This is a genomic window from Thalassotalea euphylliae, assembly GCF_042682785.1.
Lineage (GTDB): Bacteria > Pseudomonadota > Gammaproteobacteria > Enterobacterales > Alteromonadaceae > Thalassotalea_F > Thalassotalea_F euphylliae.
In genome coordinates, this window is record NZ_JBHUIB010000012.1 from 527888 (window position 1) to 547383 (window position 19496).

At 43.5% G+C, this 19496-nt stretch carries 11 protein-coding genes; 6 read left to right on the plus strand and 5 right to left on the minus strand.

Annotated elements, in window-relative coordinates:
• Positions 1-5: 5 nt before the first annotated feature.
• From ACFSJY_RS16805 to ACFSJY_RS16820, 4 genes are all read left to right on the plus strand, one after another.
• Positions 6-2426, plus strand: a complete 2421-nt coding sequence (locus ACFSJY_RS16805; RefSeq protein ID WP_386036941.1) for a TIM-barrel domain-containing protein — start codon at positions 6-8, stop codon at positions 2424-2426.
• A gap of 583 nt (positions 2427-3009) precedes the next feature.
• Positions 3010-5787 carry a TonB-dependent receptor gene (locus ACFSJY_RS16810; protein WP_386036944.1) on the plus strand — a complete coding sequence of 926 codons (2778 nt, stop codon included), beginning with the start codon at positions 3010-3012 and terminating at the stop codon, positions 5785-5787.
• Between the two features lie 171 nt (positions 5788-5958).
• Positions 5959-7449: a tryptophan halogenase family protein gene (locus tag ACFSJY_RS16815; RefSeq protein WP_386036946.1), complete on the plus strand. Its 1491-nt coding sequence runs from the start codon at positions 5959-5961 to the stop codon at positions 7447-7449.
• Between the two features lie 5 nt (positions 7450-7454).
• Positions 7455-8957: a tryptophan halogenase family protein gene (locus ACFSJY_RS16820; RefSeq protein WP_386036950.1), complete on the plus strand. Its 1503-nt coding sequence runs from the start codon at positions 7455-7457 to the stop codon at positions 8955-8957.
• 48 nt (positions 8958-9005) lie between these two features.
• Here ACFSJY_RS16820 and ACFSJY_RS16825 read toward each other — a convergent pair whose 3' ends face one another.
• Positions 9006-10082, minus strand: coding sequence for a GGDEF domain-containing protein (locus tag ACFSJY_RS16825; protein ID WP_386036953.1), 1077 nt, complete (start codon positions 10080-10082; stop codon positions 9006-9008).
• 247 nt (positions 10083-10329) lie between these two features.
• Between ACFSJY_RS16825 and ACFSJY_RS16830 the strand changes: the two genes are divergently transcribed.
• On the plus strand, positions 10330-11742 hold the full coding sequence (locus ACFSJY_RS16830) for an MFS transporter (protein WP_386036956.1): 1413 nt from the start codon (positions 10330-10332) through the stop codon (positions 11740-11742).
• 28 nt (positions 11743-11770) lie between these two features.
• Here ACFSJY_RS16830 and ACFSJY_RS16835 read toward each other — a convergent pair whose 3' ends face one another.
• Positions 11771-12568, minus strand: coding sequence for an enoyl-CoA hydratase-related protein (locus ACFSJY_RS16835; RefSeq protein ID WP_386036959.1), 798 nt, complete (start codon positions 12566-12568; stop codon positions 11771-11773).
• 187 nt (positions 12569-12755) lie between these two features.
• On the opposite strand from ACFSJY_RS16835, the gene ACFSJY_RS16840 reads away from it, so the two are divergent.
• Entirely contained in the window at positions 12756-13259 is a 504-nt protein-coding gene (locus ACFSJY_RS16840) for an outer membrane protein (protein WP_386036962.1), read from the plus strand.
• An 82-nt stretch (positions 13260-13341) separates the two neighbouring features.
• Here ACFSJY_RS16840 and ACFSJY_RS16845 read toward each other — a convergent pair whose 3' ends face one another.
• Genes ACFSJY_RS16845 through glgX form a run of 3 tightly spaced genes read right to left on the minus strand, consistent with a single transcriptional unit; the run spans position 13342 to position 19494 of the window.
• Complete coding sequence (locus ACFSJY_RS16845) at positions 13342-15138, minus strand: alpha-amylase family glycosyl hydrolase (RefSeq protein ID WP_386036965.1); 1797 nt, start codon at positions 15136-15138, stop codon at positions 13342-13344.
• A gap of 34 nt (positions 15139-15172) precedes the next feature.
• Positions 15173-17347, minus strand: coding sequence for a 4-alpha-glucanotransferase (gene malQ, locus ACFSJY_RS16850; protein ID WP_386036968.1), 2175 nt, complete (start codon positions 17345-17347; stop codon positions 15173-15175).
• Positions 17347-19494 carry a glycogen debranching protein GlgX gene (glgX, locus tag ACFSJY_RS16855; protein WP_386036971.1) on the minus strand — a complete coding sequence of 716 codons (2148 nt, stop codon included), beginning with the start codon at positions 19492-19494 and terminating at the stop codon, positions 17347-17349. The genes malQ and glgX overlap by 1 nt, the downstream gene beginning before the upstream one ends.
• Between the last annotated feature and the right edge of the window lie 2 nt (positions 19495-19496).

Here is a 19496-nt window from a genome sequence, read left to right on the forward strand (position 1 = left end):
ACGTCATGCGTAATCAAGTTGTCGGCATCATACTACTTTGGTGTTTTTGTTTTTATGCTGTAGCTGGCTATGTGAGCCATAGTGCTACCTCAAATACTCTTACCATTGTTGGCGATGAAGAAACCTTTACGTTGTCAGCATACAAAGGAGATGCAATCGAAGTTGTCTATGACAGCCGGTATCACAAACAATTACCTTCCTATGCTATTGCCCCTGATGCTGCTTCCTCGGTTGCAACAGTGTCTGATTCTGAAAAAACTCTTCGCTTCAGCTCGGGTGAGTTGACAGCTGTTGTCGACAAGCAAAGTCTGAGTGTTCGTTTTGAAAAAGCAAATGAGCTGCTTATTCTGCAAAGTGGCTTTAACGACACGGAAACAGGTCTCGGCTTTACTTTTGCTATTGATCCACAAGAGAAGTTACTCGGTGGTGGCCAGCGTATTAAAGGTATGGATCGCCGAGGGCATAAATTTCCGTTATATAACAAAGCGCATTACGGCTACACCACTGACTCAACACAAATGTATTACGGCTTACCGGCGATAATGTCGTCGAAAAAGTACATGTTACTTTTCGACAACTCTGCTACGGGTGAAATGGACTTAGATAGCCAAAATAATAATACGCTGTCGTTTTCCGCGGTAAGTGGTCGAGCAAGCTATATTGTTGTAGCTGGCAATAGTTACCCAGATTTGATTGAAAACTATGTTGGTTTGACGGGGAAGCAATCTATGCCACCGCGTTGGGCATTAGGCAACTTTGCTTCACGTTTCGGTTATCGCAATCAACAAGAAGTGTATGATGTTGTTGAACGCTTCGAACAAGAGGACATGCCGCTTGATGCACTTGTCCTTGATCTGTATTGGTTTGGTAAAGACATCCAAGGACATATGGGTAACCTTGCTTGGGACAGAGAGGCATTCCCTGAGCCAGAGAAGATGATTGCTGATTTGCAGGGTAAAGGTGTGAATACCGTGGTGATCACTGAGCCGTTTATCCTGTCTACGTCAAAACGCTGGCAAGAAGCGGTTGATAGCAAGGCAATTGCCTTAAATGAGTCAGGTGAGCCGTATCGTTTTGATTTCTACTTTGGCAATACTGGCTTGGTCGATGTCTTTAATGAAGATGGTCGCTCTTGGTTTGCTGAGGCATACCAGCGATTGGATGAGCAAGGTGTAACAGGTTGGTGGGGTGATTTAGGTGAACCAGAAGTACAACCTGACGACATTCTCCATCGTTTGGATGATGGCACTATGGTTCGTGGTGATGCTATTCATAATGTCTACGGCCACAAATGGGCAGAAATGGTTTACCAGGAGAGTGTTTCACTTCAACCAACTAAGCGCCCAATGATCATGATGCGTTCTGGCTTCTTGGGTAGCCAGCGCTATGGCTTAATTCCTTGGACCGGTGACGTCAGTCGCTCTTGGGGGGGGCTTGAGCCACAAGTAGAACTTAGCCTTCAGATGAGTTTATTTGGTTTAGCTTATACTCATTCTGACTTAGGTGGTTTTGCCGGTGGTGAACAATTCGATGCCGAAATGTATACCCGCTGGTTGCAGTATGGCGTGTTCCAACCAGTCTATCGCCCGCATGCACAAGAACAAATTGCACCAGAGCCTGTATTTCATGACAGCAAAACTAAAGATATTGTTCGAGAGTTTATCAAGCTAAGATATCGTTTGATGCCATATACCTACAGTTTGGCATATCAAAATGCGGTTTCTGGTATGCCGTTGATGCGCCCCTTGATGTTTGAAGATGAAAGCAACATTTCGTATATCGATGAAAAAAATAGTTACTTATGGGGTGATGCGTTTTTGGTAACTCCTGTTATTGAACCGGGCGTGCGAGCGGTCAACGTCAATGTACCAAATGGCGTATGGTTTGATTATTGGACAGGCGAAAAAATTCAAGGGGGTCAGCAGTTAGATATCCCTGTTTCGCTCGAAACAATTCCTGTTTTGGTGAGAGCTGGCAGCTTTATACCTATGGTAAATACGCCTACTAACGAGAAGCACTACAACACAGAGAAACTGGCGCTTCATTATTACTTCGATGCCACCGTAAAAGGCTCACAGGGTATGTTCTATGATGACGACGGCATCAGCGCACAATCTCTATCCTCACAGCATTATCAAAAGGTTACCTTTACCGCAGAAAATAGTGATAACGGGCTAGGAATAGCATTCAATAGTCAAGGTAAGGGTTATGCAGGTATGCCTAAAACCCGAGAAATAACGCTCAGTATTCACAATTGGCCTTTAATGCCGACGTTAGTTTCTTTTGATGCTCGCGATATTCCGGTTGTTGCTAGTGAACAAGCACTTGACCTAGCAACGCAAGCTGCATTTTGGGACACTGAAAATCAACAGTTGCATGTTAAATTTGACTATGCCGCTGGTAGCAAGCGCTTGTTAATCAAGTAACTGCTGGTTTCTAAATAAACTATTTTTGATTGATGGTTGAGCTGGAATAGAGTTGAAAACGACCAGGAAGGGCGCAAATATTGCGCCTTTTTTATTGTCGGTAATTTACACCAACAATCGTAGACTCTGCAGTGAATGTGACGACGGTGTGATTATGCATACGTATTCAAAATCTGATTCAATCTTGAGCATTCATCAGTTTGTGGCGTAACAAAGTAGTGACAGTTAAACAAACTTCTTTCTTTTAAAATTGATTTGTAATCAATCGTTATCCTTATGTAATTAAAGGTTTTTGGACTATACGTTAAAAACGGGGGGGATTGAGTACGGCAAATTTTACTGTCAGTTATTCCCAAAATTCTTGCTGTTGAAAATAGCAACAAACACTAAGGCCATAATTTCTGTGTGATTTTCAGCAATGCATGAATACGTATGCAATATATGTTTTTAGAAAATTGACCAACTTATATTAGGTTATCCGCCAAATTTGGTGGACCTATAAATATCGATAACAAAGTCATCGAATCAGCTAGGATGCTGAATACAATTAAAACAACAGGGATGAAACGGGGGAGAAACCTACATGTTAAATTTTAAGCCAAGCAAAATGACTCTTGCTATGCTTTCTACCGGTCTTATGACGGTTGGGGCGCCAATGCTCGCGCAGGCGGCTGAAGAACAAGCAGCAGAGCAAGAAGTTGAAGTGATTGAAGTACGTGGTATTCGTGGTTCATTACAACGTGCTCAAGCAATCAAAATGAGTGAAAACTCAATCGTTGAAGTTATCTCTGCAGAAGATATTGGTAAATTACCTGATACTTCAGTAGCTGAATCTTTAGCACGTTTACCAGGTGTTACAGGTGAGCGTCGTAACGGCCGTACCAGTGGCCTTTCAGTTCGTGGTTTTAACGAAAACTTCGTAGCGACTTCATTAAACGGTCGTGAACTTCTCGGTATGGGTGACAACCGTGGTGTAGAGTTTGACTTATACCCAACAGAAATCGTTTCAAATATCGTTGTTTACAAAACACCTGAAGCAGGTCTTTTGAACCAAGGTATTGGTGGTACAATCGATATGCAAACCATTAGCCCGCTTAATACCAACGAGCGCGTGCTAACGTTCAATGCAAGTTACGAAGAAAACGACAAAGAAGCAGCTAACCCTGACTTCGATAACGATGGTCACCGTTTATCGTTTAACTATGTAGACAAATTCCTAGACGACACGCTAGGTTTTGCACTCGTGTTGGCATCTCAAGAGACACCTCGCCAGGAAGAGCAGTTCCGTGCTTGGGGTTACGCTGATACACCAGAAGGTAACAAAATCCTAGGTGGTCACGATTCATTTGTTCGTTCTGCAATGTTAGAGCGTGATTCAATTGCTGCTGTTGTAGAGTGGGCTCCAACGGATGACTTAAAAATTCAGCTAGACGCTTTATACATCGACTTCGAAGAGAATGACGTAAAACGTGGTCTTGAAGAAGGTGGCCCAGTTTGGGGTGGCGTAAACTACACAGAAACAAACGTAGACAATGGTTTTGTGACTTCTGGTTACTGGGATGGTTTCCATTCAGTAGTGCGTAACGACGGCTTAAGCCAAGAAGCAGAATTAACGACGTTTGGTTTAAACATTGAATACGCATTAAATGATGATTGGACGCTAGTTGCAGACCTTTCAACAGGTGAAGTTGAAAAAGACATCATTGACGTAGAGAGCTACTCAGGTGTTGGCCGCGCAGGTATTGACGGTCGTCCTACAGCGGCACGTTCATGGGAATCGACGTCTTCAGGCGTTTTCTACTCAGATCATCCGACACTGCCAGGTGTTGATTACACTGACGAAAGCCTTATCCGCTTAGCTGGCCCACAGGCTTGGGGTGCTCCAGTAATTGGTGGTGACGCACAAGATGGTTTCATTAACCGCCCAGAATTTGAAGAAACATTAGATGCATTCCGTTTCGAAGTAAACGGTGTACTAGAGTACGGCATGGTTAGCGGTCTAACTGTTGGTGTTGCTTACTCTGACCGTGAAAAAGAAAAAATTAACGAAGGTGACTACCTAACTGCACCTACGTACCCTGGTGATGGACCTATCCCTGGCGTTCTTGGTGTAGCTGATTTAGGCTTCATCGGTATTGATGGCGTTCTAGCGTACGACAGTATTGGTTTGTACCGTGACGGTTACTACACGGCAACGCCTGCTTCATTAGTACAAACTGACCGCTTAGGTGACACATACAAAGTTGAAGAAGAGCAAACAACGTTATTCGTTAAAGTTGATCTTGATGCTGAATTTGGCGACATCATGATGACAGGTAACATTGGCCTTCAATATGTTGACGTTGAGCAAAAGTCTTCAGGCTTCTCAACTGTTGAAAACGCAGACGGCTTTGTTGAAGCTACACCTGTAAGCGGTGGCGCAGACTACGACGATATTCTACCAACATTGAACTTGAACTTCGAAGTGGCAGAGAATCAATTCGTACGTACTGGTTTATCAAAAGTAATTAGCCGTCCTCGCATGGATGACCTACGTCCAAATGCGCGTGCTACGTTTGCATACAACGATAACCAAATTCAAAACCCTGACCCGCAAAACGGTCCTTGGAGTGGTTCAGCAGGTAACCCTGAACTAGAGCCATATGAAGCAAACCAGTTTGACTTATCTTATGAGAATTACTACGCAGATGACGGTTACTTCGCTGCTACATTCTTCTACAAAGACATCAAAAACTGGCACCGTAGCACGTCTGTATTAACTGACTTCTCACCAGTGTACATTCCAAGCTTACACCAAGACTCTGAAGGTAACGCACCTGCAACACTGCAAGGTTTCGTTGACTCTAACTTAGATGGCTTCGAAGGGTTTGTTCGTGGTTATGAGTTCCAAGCTAGCTTACCTCTTCGTTTCGTTGCGGATGCGTTAGATGGCTTCGGTCTAGTTGCAAGTGCTACGTTCTTAGACGGTGAACTTGAAGAAAACGTTGAGGCTGGTGTAGCTGAAGGTGAAATTCCGGGTCTTTCTGATGAATCATACTCTCTTACGGCATACTACGAAAACAACGGTTGGGAAATCCGTGTTTCAGGTACTAAGCGTGATGAATATGTCACAGAAACTCGCGGTACAAGCTTAGCGCTTCAAGAAATTGGTCGTGAAGGCCTAGAGCTTTGGGATGCTCAGATTGGTTATGACTTTGATGAGTCAGGTATTGAGTCATTAAAAGGCTTACGTATCACGCTTCAAGGCCAAAACTTAACTGATGAAGACGATATTGAAATTGATTTAACGGACCCTCGTTTGGTTAACCGTTACCAGTCATTCGGTCGTAACTTCATTTTAGGTTTAAACTACCGTTTCTAATGGTTTAGTCTAGTCCTTACAAAGCCTGCTAAATGTGATGTTTAGCAGGCTTTTTATTTTAAAGTGGCTTAGCGTGCTAACCTTAGTTAGGCTATTTTAAAATGAATACATTGTGCGACTTTTCATTAAGTTGTCAGTCTTCCCGTAAAATAAGTAGTAGATGTATCTATCATGCAAAACCCTATTAAAAAAGTAGTTATTCTGGGCGGTGGTACTGCCGGTTGGATTTCGGCCGCATTGACAAAGAAGTTATTAGGCGAAGCTATCGACATAGAGCTTGTTGAGTCTGAAGCTATTGGCACGGTAGGTGTGGGCGAAGCCACTATCCCGCCTATTCAATTGCTGAATAATGTCTTAGGGTTAAATGAAGCTGAGTTCCTCAGAGAAACCAAAGCTACAATCAAGTTAGCGATAAAGTTCGAAAATTGGAAACAACAAGGCCATCATTACTACCATACCTTTGGTGCCGCCGGAAAAAGTATGGCGTTTTGCCATTTTCACCATTTGCTTAAACGCGTTGGTGAGTTGGAAGATGATAGTCGCCTTTGGGAGTACGACTTAAACTACCTGTGTGCTGAAGCTGGAAAGTTCGCCAAAATTAATGCCAAAGACCCCATTATTGATATGCCTTACGCGTATCATTTTGATGCTGGTTTATACGCCAAGTTTTTACGTAAATACAGCGAGAAAATGGGTGTTGTGCGAACTGAAGGTATGGTTGAACATGTCGAACAATGTCCAGACACAGGGAATATTGTTAGCTTAAAGCTCAAGGATGGCCAATCAGTACAGGGAGACTTGTTCCTGGATTGTTCGGGCTTCAGAGGGCTGCTTATTCAGGAAAAACTGCGCACGGGGTATGAGGATTGGAGTCAATGGCTTCAATGCGATCGTGCGATTGCAGTACCTTCAGAGCGACACGAGCATACCGCTCCCTACACGCGCTCAATAGCGCACTCTGCGGGGTGGCAGTGGCGTATTCCTTTGCAACATCGCAATGGTAATGGATTAGTTTATTCAAGCGCTCACTATTCGGAAGATGAAGCAACAAACATTTTGCTGTCGAACCTTGATACTAAACCTTTGGCTGATCCTAAATTGATTCGATTCCAAACAGGCCGTCGCTACAAACAGTGGAATAAAAATGTTATTGCTGTTGGACTTTCAAGTGGCTTTTTAGAGCCGCTAGAGTCAACCAGTATTCATTTGATTCAATCAGCGGTTGTACGTTTGGCACATCTGTTCCCACATCAGGGGATTACTGAGGATATTGTCAACGAATACAACAAACAATCAAAAGTTGAATTTGAACAAATACGTGACTTTTTGATTCTGCATTATCATGTCACTGAGCGCGATGATAGCCGTTTTTGGCGTGATATGCGTAATATGGATATTCCTGAAACTTTGCGCCATAAAATAGATATTTTTAAACGTAATGGACGTTTGTTTAGAGATCAAAATGACCTATTCTTGGAAAGCTCATGGTTGCAAGTGATGCTTGGGCAGGGAATTGTGCCTCAAGATTACCACCCGCTGGCAAACAGTATGACAGAGCAACACATTAGAGATACGTTAAATAGAATTAAACAAATCAAAGATGAGCCCGTTGCTAAATTGCCTACGCACGACGAGTTTATAGCCAATATGTGTAAAATGTAGTGATGATGGCAAGGCAACCCTTACGTATTGTAATCTTAGGTGGCGGCACTGCTGGCTGGATGGCGGCCAATTTATTTGTTAAACGTTGGGCAGATAAAGGTGTTGAAATTACGCTGGTTGAATCTCCTGATGTTGGCATTATTGGGGTAGGCGAAGGCTCTACACCTAGCCTCAAACGCTTCTTCGAAATCATTGATGTAGAAGAGCATGAATGGATGCCGCGTTGTCACGCAACTTATAAGCTTAATATACGCTTTAAAGGTTGGTCACCATCGTCTGGTATTGATAGCTACAGTCATCCTTTTCCTACACAAGTTGATTCGTTTACCAAGCGTGCGTTTATGGTTAATGCGCGCACTAGACGAATGGGCTTAGATACCGAAGTATCACCTGAGCGTTTTCTTTTAAATGGCCTACTAGCCAATCAGAATATGGGGCCGAAGACGCCTGCTAACTTTCCCTTTAAAATCGAGTACGGCTATCATTTTAACTCTGGTTTGTTGGGGGAGTTTCTCGGGGAGCTCGCCCAACAACGAGGAGTAAACTATCGACTAGCCCACATTGCTGATGTGAAAAAATCTGACAACGGTGATATTGCATCGTTAGTGACTGATGATGGGGAACACATTGCTGGTGATATCTTTGTCGATTGCACAGGTTTTGCTGCATTACTCATCCAAAAAACCTTGGGTGTAGGTTTTAAACCTTATAAAGAGAATTTATTTAATGACTCGGCAGTGGTGATGCCAACCCCCGTAAATGGACGCTTACCCGTAGAGACTACATCTACAGCGATGAATGCTGGCTGGTGTTGGAAAATTCCCTTGACGGAGCGTTTTGGCAATGGCTATGTGTATAGCAGTGATTTCATATCACCGGATGAAGCCGAACATGAGTTTAGGAAACATCTAGGCGCACTGGATAGTGACGAGCTTGCACGCCATCTGAAAATGAAGGTAGGATCGTTAGAGCAGCACTGGGCTCATAACTGTCTGGCACTCGGTCTTTCACAAGGGTTTATTGAGCCACTCGAAGCTACGGCGCTTCATCTAGTGCAGGTAAGTATCGAACTCTTTATGCACAAATTTGAACAGGGTAATTTCACTGCAAAGCAAAGGGACAGCTACAACCAAGAAATGGTAGAGCGCTTTGAACGTGTTCGCGACTATATTGTGGCGCATTATAAGTTAAATACACGCAATGACAGCGAGTATTGGCGCGCTAACCGAGATAACGTGCAGCTATCGGATTCGCTAAAGCAAATTTTACATGCCTGGTATAGCCGCGAAGATGTAGAGGCAGAGATAAACCGGCAAAATATTGCTAGTCATTTCGACGCGGTTTCTTGGCATTGCTTATTAGCGGGATATGGTGCATTTCCCCCGTTACATCCTAATCAGCCGGGAAAAGGAGATTTGTATCTTGAACAAAACGTTGAACAGTTTGTACACGGCTGTAGCTTGAACTTTAGTAGCCATGAAGACAACTTATCGATGATAAGACGTTAGTGAACGTTTACTATTTATGCCGCTCGGCTGTTTAGATGTTTGAGGTTATTAACCTGGGGAACATTCAGCAAAAATACAATTTTTTCCATGCCCCTTAGCGGCATATAGTCTGTTATCGGCTAGCTCTACCAGCTCCTCAATACTCGAAACCTCGCGAGAAAATGCAATACCGATACTAACTGTAATGTTTATCGCGATTTCTTCATTCGCGACAGGGGTTTTCTCGATATTCTTTCTGATATTTTCAGCGATACGCTTTACCTGAGCTGCTTCGACATTTGACAATAATATAAGAAATTCTTCTCCGCCCCAACGTACAACTGTATCGGTGCTGCGCACAGTGGCTAGTTGTAGGCGAGCTATATTCTTGAGCACGATATCACCAAAGCTATGCCCATGTGTGTCATTAATATGCTTGAAATCATCGATATCTATCAAGATGATCGCGGTTTGGTCGACATTGCGTTTATTGAAAAAGCGTTTGCTCTCAATTTGCTCTTTAAAGCCGCGACGGTTAAACAGACCTGTTAATTCGTCATGGCTTGATAGGTATTTCATTCTTTTCTTTTCTATGTTCTCAAAATACAAACCTCGAGATAGTTTGAACCTCACGTATTCTGAAAACCAAACCAGTATGAGCAAAATGGTCGACGTGACCATATAGGTTTGTTTCTCGTCGCTACTGTACTCAACATACATCCAAGTCGGCTCACTCATAAAAAAGCTAAAATAGGTAAACGCTTGAATCAATAGAATATAGGGTAGCGACTTTATGTGTCCTAACGTAAGCACCAAGCATGGTAGAAATAATAGACACCAGAACAGGCTGGCAGCGTCGGGAGAGGAAGGCGAACCCGCAAACGAGCCAATAAACAGCACCATATAATTAAACGCAGGGACATAATGAATGCGACCGATGTTGTCCGAATGGCGCATGTATACCAAGCCAAGAATTGAGAGGATAACAACAGTTGCATTGGAGACAGCATCTAACGTGTCACCACGTTCGATATTACGAAAAAAATATATCGCGCACAGCAGCGCGCTGACAATAAATGCCAGTTTGTACAGCTCTCGTTTGAACTGTTTTTCATAGGATGCATAGGAGCTACCTACGCTGCTCATGAACTCATGCTCCCCCCTCACACGCTAAGCATAGTGTAAAAGTGTTTTTTTTCGAGCAAACACCTTGAATTTTCCAGTTTCAGTGTGTTTACTTTGTAAGCAAATACGTCTGTCACTGCGTTTTAGCGCACCTAGTTGTTGAATACGTATGCACTTCGTTGTGGCTATTCATTGAACAACGTAACGTCAAACATAGCTGCTCAGCAGCACATCATTACAACAAAAAATAATAATTAAGTGAGTGTCTATGTTTGCTATGCAAGAGCGCTTGGCAAAGCGTTTTTACATTCTATTGAGCTTGCCTGCAACGGCAATGGGGTTTGCGCTCTCTGTTCAAATATCTGCATTAAGTTGGATTTTAACCACCCAGTACGGGCTTGATATTCATGAAGTGGGACTTGTTTGGGCAGCAGGGCCAATAGCCGGTATTTTAGGTCAAGTCATCGTCGGTTTGATAAGTGATAAGGTTTGGTTTTGGCAAGGAAGGCGTAGGCCTTTCATACTCATTGGCGGCATTTTGGCTGGCTTGATGTTATTGGCTCTGCCGAATATTGATATCGTGTCGTCGAGTTTAGGCATTACTGGACTGTTGGGGGTTGCTATTGCAGTAGCATTAACACTCGATCTATCAATCAATGTGAGCTTTAACCCAACCCGCGCGATTATTGCAGACGTTACACCGGAAGGCGACGAACGCACAAAGGGTTACACCTGGATGCAAACGGTATCTGGTTCTTTTGGCGTGCTGGCTTATGCAATAGGCGCCGTTTGGGGTAATTATGTGCTGATTTATTTTGGTGCAGGCTTAGTGCTACTCTTGTCACTTATCCCGCCATTTTTTGTTACTGAGCCGCGTCAATTAAGTGAGCAAACATCACAATCTTCTGTGTTCGGCTTAGTTGATATCTTAAACAATATAAAGCCACTGTGGGGCTTTTTGATTTACGATGTTTATGCGTTAGGTTTGCAGTTGTCGGGTATTAAAACCGATCACTATTGGGCCGAATTACTCGCTGCGATTATCACATTGATATTAGTCGTACAAACAGTGCTTGCAAAAGAACAAGAGGGCGAGCCAACCAATCAAACCGGATTTTCTAAGGTACTAGCTGCTCATTCCTTTAGTTGGATAGGTGTGCAGACGATGTTTGTTTTTATCTTTGCCTTCTTGCAAGACAAAATGCCAAACATTAGTGATGACGAGCTAGGTAAAATAATAGCAATGAGCTTCTTAATACTGAGTGCTGTTGCTGCTGGGTTACCTGCCATTGTTCTTGAACCTATGGCTAAACGTGTGGGGCGAGTTAAAGTACATACCTATTGCATGGCATCTATGGCGATAGGTTATTTTGCTGTGGTGTTTTGGGGCGAAAGCAAAATGTCGCTATATTTACTAATGGCTATGCTGGGCATTGGCTGGTCAGCCATTATCAGCTTACCGTTTGCTATTATGTCTGAAAAAGTTGACCAGTCTCACATGGGGTTATACATGGGGTTGTTTAATCTCTCTGTGGTATTGCCTCAATTGTTGGTTAGCCTAGGCGTTGGTTTATTCATTAGCAAAGTGGAAGACAAAGGATTGGTTTTCCATATTAGCGCTATATCTTTAGCGATTTCCGCGCTGGTATGGACTCAAGTCAAAGAGAATAAACGCCCGTAAAGGCGCGTTTATTCTCAATCAACGCATCTTAACGCTGCATTTTAGAGAGCATTGCCTCCACGGCATTGATGTGCTCAGGATCATGGTGGCAAAGCCCCTGATATGTCGCACATGTCTCTAAAAAGTCTTTGAGTTCTGTCCGTTGAGCAAGCTTCATCAAGCGCTTTGTCATGCGAATTGTCTGCGTTGGTTTACTTGCTATCTCACTTGCCAACGACACTGCATTATCCATGAGCTCTTCTGGGGCGGCCAAGGAATGTAAAAGCCCATATTCTTGTGCTTGCTGAGCGGTAATTATTTTGCCGGTAAAAGTGAGCTCAGCAGCCTTTTGATAGCCGATAAGTCTCTGCATAAACCAAGCACCACCGTCACCAGGTATTAAACCTAAGTTGATAAAGGTTTCACCAAAGGTAGCGGCAGTCGAAGCGATGCGAAAGTCACACATATTGGCCAAATCAAACCCCGCGCCAATAGCTGGTCCATTGATGGCTGCAATCGCGGGAACTTCAAGCGATTCCATAGCAAGTGGGATACGTTGAATACCTTGTTTATAACGTTCAGTCAGTTCTTGTGGGGTTCCTGCAAAATCATTACGTTGCTCGGCCATATCTTTTATATTCCCGCCAGCAGAAAAAGCACTGCCTGCACCGGTAACAATTAACACTGCAACATTACTGGTACGATTTACCCATGAAACAGTGTCGACAATATCGTCGATCAAAGCTGTGCCAGTTAATGCGTTACGCACGTCATGTCTATTGAATGTCAGGCATGCGATTTGGTTTTCAAAAGAAAGCGTAGCGTCTGATAGTTGGGGAAGGTTCATAAGGTGGCCTTTGAAAATAGGGTGTTAAAAGCCTAGCGAATTTCAACAAACAATTAAATGGCAAATAACGCTAAAAGGGTAAGCGTTAAGAATTTGTAACAAAAGCAAACCTTGTAAGTGACAATGTAATCTGTGAGAATGCGCGCCGCCATCACATAGGTGGTTATTTACTATAAGGAAATTTACTATGTTCAAAAAAAGTGCAGCAGCTCTTTTAGCACTTTCTCTCCCATTTACGGCATCTGCAAATTGGTCACTTGGCGGTGGATACGCTAACTTCTCTGATGACGGTGATGCAGATATTTCTCTTGGCGCAATTTATGGTTCAGCGGCATACCATCATAACGTTGACGGCACAAAATTCTCTGTAGTACCTGAGTTTCGTTTAGGTACTGGTATCAGCGATGATGAAGTCTATGGCGTGGATGTAGAACTTGAACGCTTTATCTCTCTTTCGGTTAAAGGTCAGTATGACGTAAACGAACAATTTTTTGTGTTCGCTATGCCTAGCTACGCGAATGCAAAACTTAAAGCATCTTATGGTGGTTTTTCAGAGTCAGATGATGATTGGGAATTTGGTTACGGTGTAGGTGCGGGTTTCAACGTGTCAGACACATCTACAATGGAATTCTCATTTGAACAGTATGACGATGCTGATGTGTTAACAGCGAGCATCCACTTCGCTTTCTAGTCATTGACAGTATTGGATAAAATTAAAAAAGGGAGCAGTTGCTCCCTTTTTTGATCCAGCTGTTTAGTGTCAACAGTGTTACTTAGTTTGTGATTTTGTAGATAGCAACACTTAGTGGTGACATTGCCAATGTCGCTTGTCCATCAGTACTATCAATGAGTGACTGACCTGAATCATAAACCACCTCGTTAACATTACCTTGTAGTGCAAATTCGCCATGTGCCATATCACTACTTGTGTTGTAGGCAATAAGATATTGTTCACCTGACTCGAGTGTGCGTGTAGCAACTAACAAGCCCGGCTTGTCTTCTGCAAAAACGACTGCTTGCTGACCGTAGCGAAGCACTTCATTTGATTGGTAAATTTCAGCAAAAAGCTTAAGTGACTGGTAAATTGGGTGACTCGTATCGAAGTTGTCATCTGCTGTGGTTTTATCGGTACCAAGCAGAACGTCGTCGTTGTAGCTTGCCACTTTAGACGGCATCATATCTTGACGAGAGTTATGGTTACCGCCATCACCCACGAAACCTTGTTCGCTACCATAATAAACGACAGGCACACCTCGCAAGAAGTACATCATGCTATGAGCTAGTGTTACGCGGCTTAGCATTTCTTCCTGGCTGTAGTTATGCTCGCTTTCACGCAATGCCCAAGCTAAACGTCCAACATCGTGGTTACCGACAAAGTTGAGTAGCTGATTTACGTCGCTGTCTTCATCTTTATATTTGCCATCTTGTGCAAATAAATTAGCAAGCTCTTGTGTACCTTTTTGGTCTGCAATGACGTTTTTCACAGCAAAAGCAAAGCCGAAATCAAGTACTGAAGGTACCTTCCCCTCGGTAGTGTACTTGCTTAATACGTCAGGATTACCGTCGTAAACTTCACCAAACATAAAGAAATTCTCGATACCTTCTTGTTTAGCATGCTCTATTAACGCAGGAGAGAATTCTTGCCAGAACTCAATATTGACGTGTTTCACTGTGTCAATTCTAAAGCCGTCTGGTTTGAATTGCGTAATGATGTCTTTAAAGATTTCTGTCATGCCTGCGACAACTTCTGGATCATCCGTGTTGACATCGTCTAAACCAAAAAAGTCACCATATACCGAGTTTTCTCCCTCAAAGGTTGAATCACCTTGGTTATGGTAATACTTCGGGTCATTTAACCATGCCGGCACTTTTACGTTTTCCATGCCTTTCGGAACAAACGGAGTATATTTGTCACCAGCAGCCACTTGAGCGAGTGATTTGTATGCACACATTTGCTCACCGTCGGAGAAGGTAAGTTCGCCTTCGCCATGACATTCCTTATAACGAATAACGTCAGCCGTATGATTGGTGATAATGTCGAAAAACACCTTCATGTTTTGCGCGTGGGCGGTGTCAATAAAGGTTTTTAAGTCAGCATTAGTACCCAAGTGTGGGTCAATTTCCGTGAAGTCTAATACCCAATAGCCATGATAGCCAGTGATATCGCCTTGAACAGCCTGGTTACGCAGAATAGGGGTTAACCAAATAGAGGTTATTCCCATTTCTTTTAGGTAAGGAATTTTTTCGGTTAAACCTTTAACGTCGCCACCGTGATAATGGCCTTCTTTCGTTGGATCAAAGCCGCCTTGTGAAATAGCGATAGCTTTAGAGCCATTGTCATTGTCAGCATCTCCATTGTGGAAACGATCTGGTAGCACAAAGTACAACACTTCGTCTTGAATATGGCGTTGGTTATAAGGCGCTAACTGGACACTTGTTTGCTTTGCTTTTTCAGCGACTGTTGAAGCTTGTGTGTCATTTGATGTATCTATCGGCGCTTTATCATTGCCGCAAGCTGATAAGGCAAGTGCTACGGCGGTTGCTAAAAGTGTTTTCGAAATTGTTGTCATTATTTTTCTCTATTACGGCGTTAACCGTTATTCATTAACCTTTTGGACGGAATATTTTCATCGCTTCTGCTAGTTCAACTACAGAGGCTTGCTTTGTAAAAGCTTCAATTGAAACTGGCAGTTTTTGGCGCCAGTTTGGATGCTCATCAACTGTGCCGGGAATATTGACTTGCTCTTGGATCTCTAGCGCATCTTCCATAGGGATCAGTTGAATACGGCTTGGCGCTGCAGCAAGGTATTTTTGTACTGCCAGTGTGAGCTCACGGTTCATTTCTGCAGGCGATTGGCTTGGGGCCTTGCTCATATCCATGACTTGCATGTCCTCAAGCGCAGCAATTAAATTTGTACGATCTTGTATTCTCCCCTCGCGATCGCTGACGCCCATCTCTTCATTCGGGTATAGGTTTAAGTTTTGGCGCCACTCTAGATCTCTTCCTGTCCACCAACCGGTGAGGGTTGGAAGGTCATGAGTGGATACTGTCACCATTGAAAGTTCGGGATACATTTCGGGGCGCATGAAAAGCCCTGATTCCCATGTTTCAAAGTAAAGTACTTTATAGCTGAGTAAACCTGCAGCTTGCATAATATCGCCGAAGCCTTCAGGGACCGTGCCTAAGTCTTCTCCGATAACGACACATTGAGCACGTCGCGATTCAAGTGCAATGATGCGCAAAATATCTTCAAGTGGGTAGGTAATAAATATACCTTCATTGGCTTTCATGCCAGGCGCTACCCAATATTGGCGCATTAACCCGAGAATATGATCAATTCGAAGGGCTCCTGCATATTGCATATTGCTGCGTAGCGCACGCACTAATGGTTGATAACCTTTTGCTTGCAAGGCGACAGGGTTGATTGGCGTAAGACCCCAATCTTGTCCCAAGGTATTGAGTAAATCAGGTGGTGCGCCCACGGAAGCGCCAGCCACATAAACGTCTTTATCTGACCAGACGTCAACGCCTGAGCCGTCGCAGCCGACCGCTAAATCTAGATAAAGCCCTACAGGCATGTCGTTATCTTTAGCTGTTTGCTTTGCTTGCATTAACTGTTCGTGTGCTATCCATTGAAGGTAAGCAAAATAGTCAATACGACCCGCATTCTCTTGCTGGAACTGTTTTACTTCGTCACTGTTTGGTTGTTGATATGCGATTGGCCATTTACTCCACCCAAACGCGTGAAAGTCTTGTTTACGGAAATGTTCATATAATGCTTCAAATGTTGCATGACGCAACAATGCGTCGCCTTGTGCTTTTTTGTATGCAGAAAAGGCTTTGTGGTGACCATTCGCTTGGAAGTCATTGAATAAGGTGTCTAACACTTCAAATTTGAGTTCAGCAGCGGCAACATAATCAATTTTTTCACTCACTTTTGCCGCAGCCAATTTCGTTTGAAATGCTTTACTGTTAACAATTTTCTGCGCAGCTTCACAGCGTGAAAAGTTCTCAACCTTGGTAACGTCAATATATAGCGTATTAAGATAACAACGGCTGGTTGGAGAATATGGGCTGCAGTGTGCAGGGTTGTTTTGATAAAGAGGGTGCAATGGATTCAGGCCTATGGCTGATGCTCCCTGAGCTGCTGTAGATTTAACCAATGACGTTAGATCGCCAAAGTCGCCCAGTCCCCAATTGTTTTCACTTTTTAGCGAATAAAGTTGTGCTGCATAACCCCACATTTTAAAACTTGCCGCTTCTTGTGGGCTGTAGCAAGTTTTTGGTGCAACAATTAAATGGCATTGGTCGATAATATCGCCATGTGTAATGCTTAATTGATGATAGCCTTCTTCAATAGTGGGCAGTACAAACGTAAATTTATTGTATTGTTCTACGTGGCCATTGGTCTCAAATTTAGCGTACTCAACATGCGCCAATTCATTGATGTGTTGGCTACCATTTAACGTTGTACCAGTTTCTGTCGTTATAACCCAATTAAACGTGTCGGCGATATCTGACTTGATACTAATGATCAGTGAGTGCGTTGCTTCTTCTGATTTCACGATATGTGAATGTGGAAGAATGTTACGCCAAGACTGCTCACGTAAATCAGTAATACTGCTGGTAAGTGCTTGCTGATCTTCCGTGTCATATCCCATCGCTTGGAGTAGCGATTTGCGCGCCTCGTCCTTGGCGAATACTTGGTTACCAAACGCATCAGTGTAGCTTTGGTGAAAACCAACCAAGTCGGCAAGTTGTTCAATAAGATTGGTCATTAGATAGTCTCTTTATTTGTCGCAGTTGTTGAATGTGTGTAGCTCAGCAGCAATAAACTGTGAGCAGATAGTTCAACAGAGGGCTGATTTATTCTTATAGGTGTATTGTCCTGCCTGTGTTCGGCAGTATTGATGAGGACTTGCCAACAGCCATCAAGCTCAGGCAAGTGGTAATTGATAATGCGGCTATGCGCGTTAAATACAACGAGCAAGGCATCATCAACGTGTTCATGAATCCATTCACTGGGCGTGTCAGGCTGCGTATCAGCAAGCAGCATAGCAAAACATTTGATATCTCGGTTGTGCCAATCGTGCTCCTGCATGACTTGGCCATGACAATTTAGCCAACTAATATCAGGCAGTCCTGTTGTCGAGCAAAACTCGTTACCGTGTTGATAATTGGTTCGGTTGAGCAATGGGTGTTCTTTACGAAGTGCCGATAACTGCTGAACGAATTCAAGCAATTCGCTGTCTTGATTTTGCCAATCGAGCCACGTAATTTTATTGTCTTGGCAGTATGCGTTGTTGTTACCTGATTGGCTGTGGCCAATCTCATCTCCAGCAAGCAACATCGGAGTGCCTTGAGAGATGAACAAGGTGGCTAATAAATTACGTTTTTGCTGAGTACGTTTTTGGTTGACCGCCAAGTTATCGGTTTCACCTTCGACACCAAAGTTACAGCTAAAGTTAGTGCCATGGCCGTCACGATTATCTTCACCATTGGCCTCGTTGTGGCGTTCTTCGTAGGTGACTAGATCATGCAAGTTGAACCCGTCATGTGCGGTAATCAAATTAACACTAGAACTTGGGCGGCGGCTGCGTTGCTCGAATAAGTCAGCTGAGCCATGAAGGCGTCTCGCAAATTCTGGAGACATGCCTTTGTCTCCTCGCCAGAAGCGACGCACGGTGTCACGAAATCGATCATTCCATTCTAGCCATTGATTTGGGAAACGTCCCAATTGGTAGCCGTTAGGGCCAATATCCCAAGGTTCTGCTATTAGTTTTACGCCTGATAAAACTGGATCTTGGCGAAGTGCTGAGAAAAAGTGGTTGTCTTTACAAAAGTGGCTTTTGTTACGACCTAGAATAGGGGCTAAATCGAATCTAAAACCGTCGACACCCATATGTTCAACCCAGTAACGTAAGCTGTCAGTGACTAGCTGTAAAACGCGCGGATGGTCGATGTTAAGAGTATTGCCACAACCTGAATAGTTTTCATAAAAACGTTTGTCGTCTTCTCTAAGGCGATAGTAGCTGGCATTGTCTATACCGCGGTAACAAATTGTTGGGCCAAGTTCGTTACCTTCGGCCGTATGGTTGTATACCACATCAAGAATAACCTCGATACCAGCTTGGTGAAACGTTTCCACCATATCTCTAAATTCAACATCATCCCCTGACGCTAGATAACGCTGTTGAGGGACGAAAAAGTTATAGCTGTTGTATCCCCAGTAATTGCTTAATCCTTTTTCATCTACAAAAGGTTCGTCGATGAAGCTATGCACGGGTAAAAGCTCTATAGAAGTGATACCAAGCTCGGTGAGGTAATTGATAACGTTTTTATCTGACAGTGCTCTGAAGGTGCCTCGAATTTTTTTATCAATGGCTTTGTTCAGTTTGGTAAAGCCTTTGACATGCATTTCGTAAACAAGGGTGTTACGACGCTTGACTCTGGGATGTGTCTCGCACTTTGCTAGTGGCTTGACGACAACGCCTTTGGGTAAGCGTTTGGCATTATCTTGAATATCAAACGTTAAATCTTGTTGAAGAGATTTCTTGTCGTAGCTGTAATGGCTTTTATGGTGCTTAAAGCTACCGGCTAACTTTTTAGCGTAAGGGTCAATAAGCAGTTTATGAGGATTAAATCGGTGGCCATTATGTGGTTCAAACGGACCATGAACACGATATCCGTATAATGTACCTACCGGTAACTCAGGAATAAAGCCATGCCATACCTCATCGGAAAATTCTGGCAGCTCTATTCGCTGTATTTCATGTTCTCCACTCGCGTCAAAAATACACAGCTCAACTTTTTCAGCATTCGCAGAAAACAACGCGAAATTTACACCGTCGTCGCGCGGTGTGGCGCCCAGTGGAAAAGAGCGCCCTGTCTGTATTGTATAATGTGTTTGCATGGGAGCGTTCATGA

Excerpts from the sequence above, each read along its gene's own strand:
- ACFSJY_RS16805 (WP_386036941.1), top strand. The coding sequence starts at position 6 with ATGCGTAATCAAGTTGTCGGCATCATACTACTTTGGTGTTTTTGTTTT.
- ACFSJY_RS16810 (WP_386036944.1), top strand. The coding sequence starts at position 3,010 with ATGTTAAATTTTAAGCCAAGCAAAATGACTCTTGCTATGCTTTCTACC.
- ACFSJY_RS16815 (WP_386036946.1), top strand. The coding sequence starts at position 5,959 with ATGCAAAACCCTATTAAAAAAGTAGTTATTCTGGGCGGTGGTACTGCC.
- ACFSJY_RS16820 (WP_386036950.1), top strand. The coding sequence starts at position 7,455 with ATGGCAAGGCAACCCTTACGTATTGTAATCTTAGGTGGCGGCACTGCT.
- ACFSJY_RS16825 (WP_386036953.1), bottom strand. The coding sequence starts at position 10,082 with ATGAGCAGCGTAGGTAGCTCCTATGCATCCTATGAAAAACAGTTCAAA.
- ACFSJY_RS16830 (WP_386036956.1), top strand. The coding sequence starts at position 10,330 with ATGTTTGCTATGCAAGAGCGCTTGGCAAAGCGTTTTTACATTCTATTG.
- ACFSJY_RS16835 (WP_386036959.1), bottom strand. The coding sequence starts at position 12,568 with ATGAACCTTCCCCAACTATCAGACGCTACGCTTTCTTTTGAAAACCAA.
- ACFSJY_RS16840 (WP_386036962.1), top strand. The coding sequence starts at position 12,756 with ATGTTCAAAAAAAGTGCAGCAGCTCTTTTAGCACTTTCTCTCCCATTT.
- ACFSJY_RS16845 (WP_386036965.1), bottom strand. The coding sequence starts at position 15,138 with ATGACAACAATTTCGAAAACACTTTTAGCAACCGCCGTAGCACTTGCC.
- malQ (WP_386036968.1), bottom strand. The coding sequence starts at position 17,347 with ATGACCAATCTTATTGAACAACTTGCCGACTTGGTTGGTTTTCACCAA.
- glgX (WP_386036971.1), bottom strand. The coding sequence starts at position 19,494 with ATGAACGCTCCCATGCAAACACATTATACAATACAGACAGGGCGCTCT.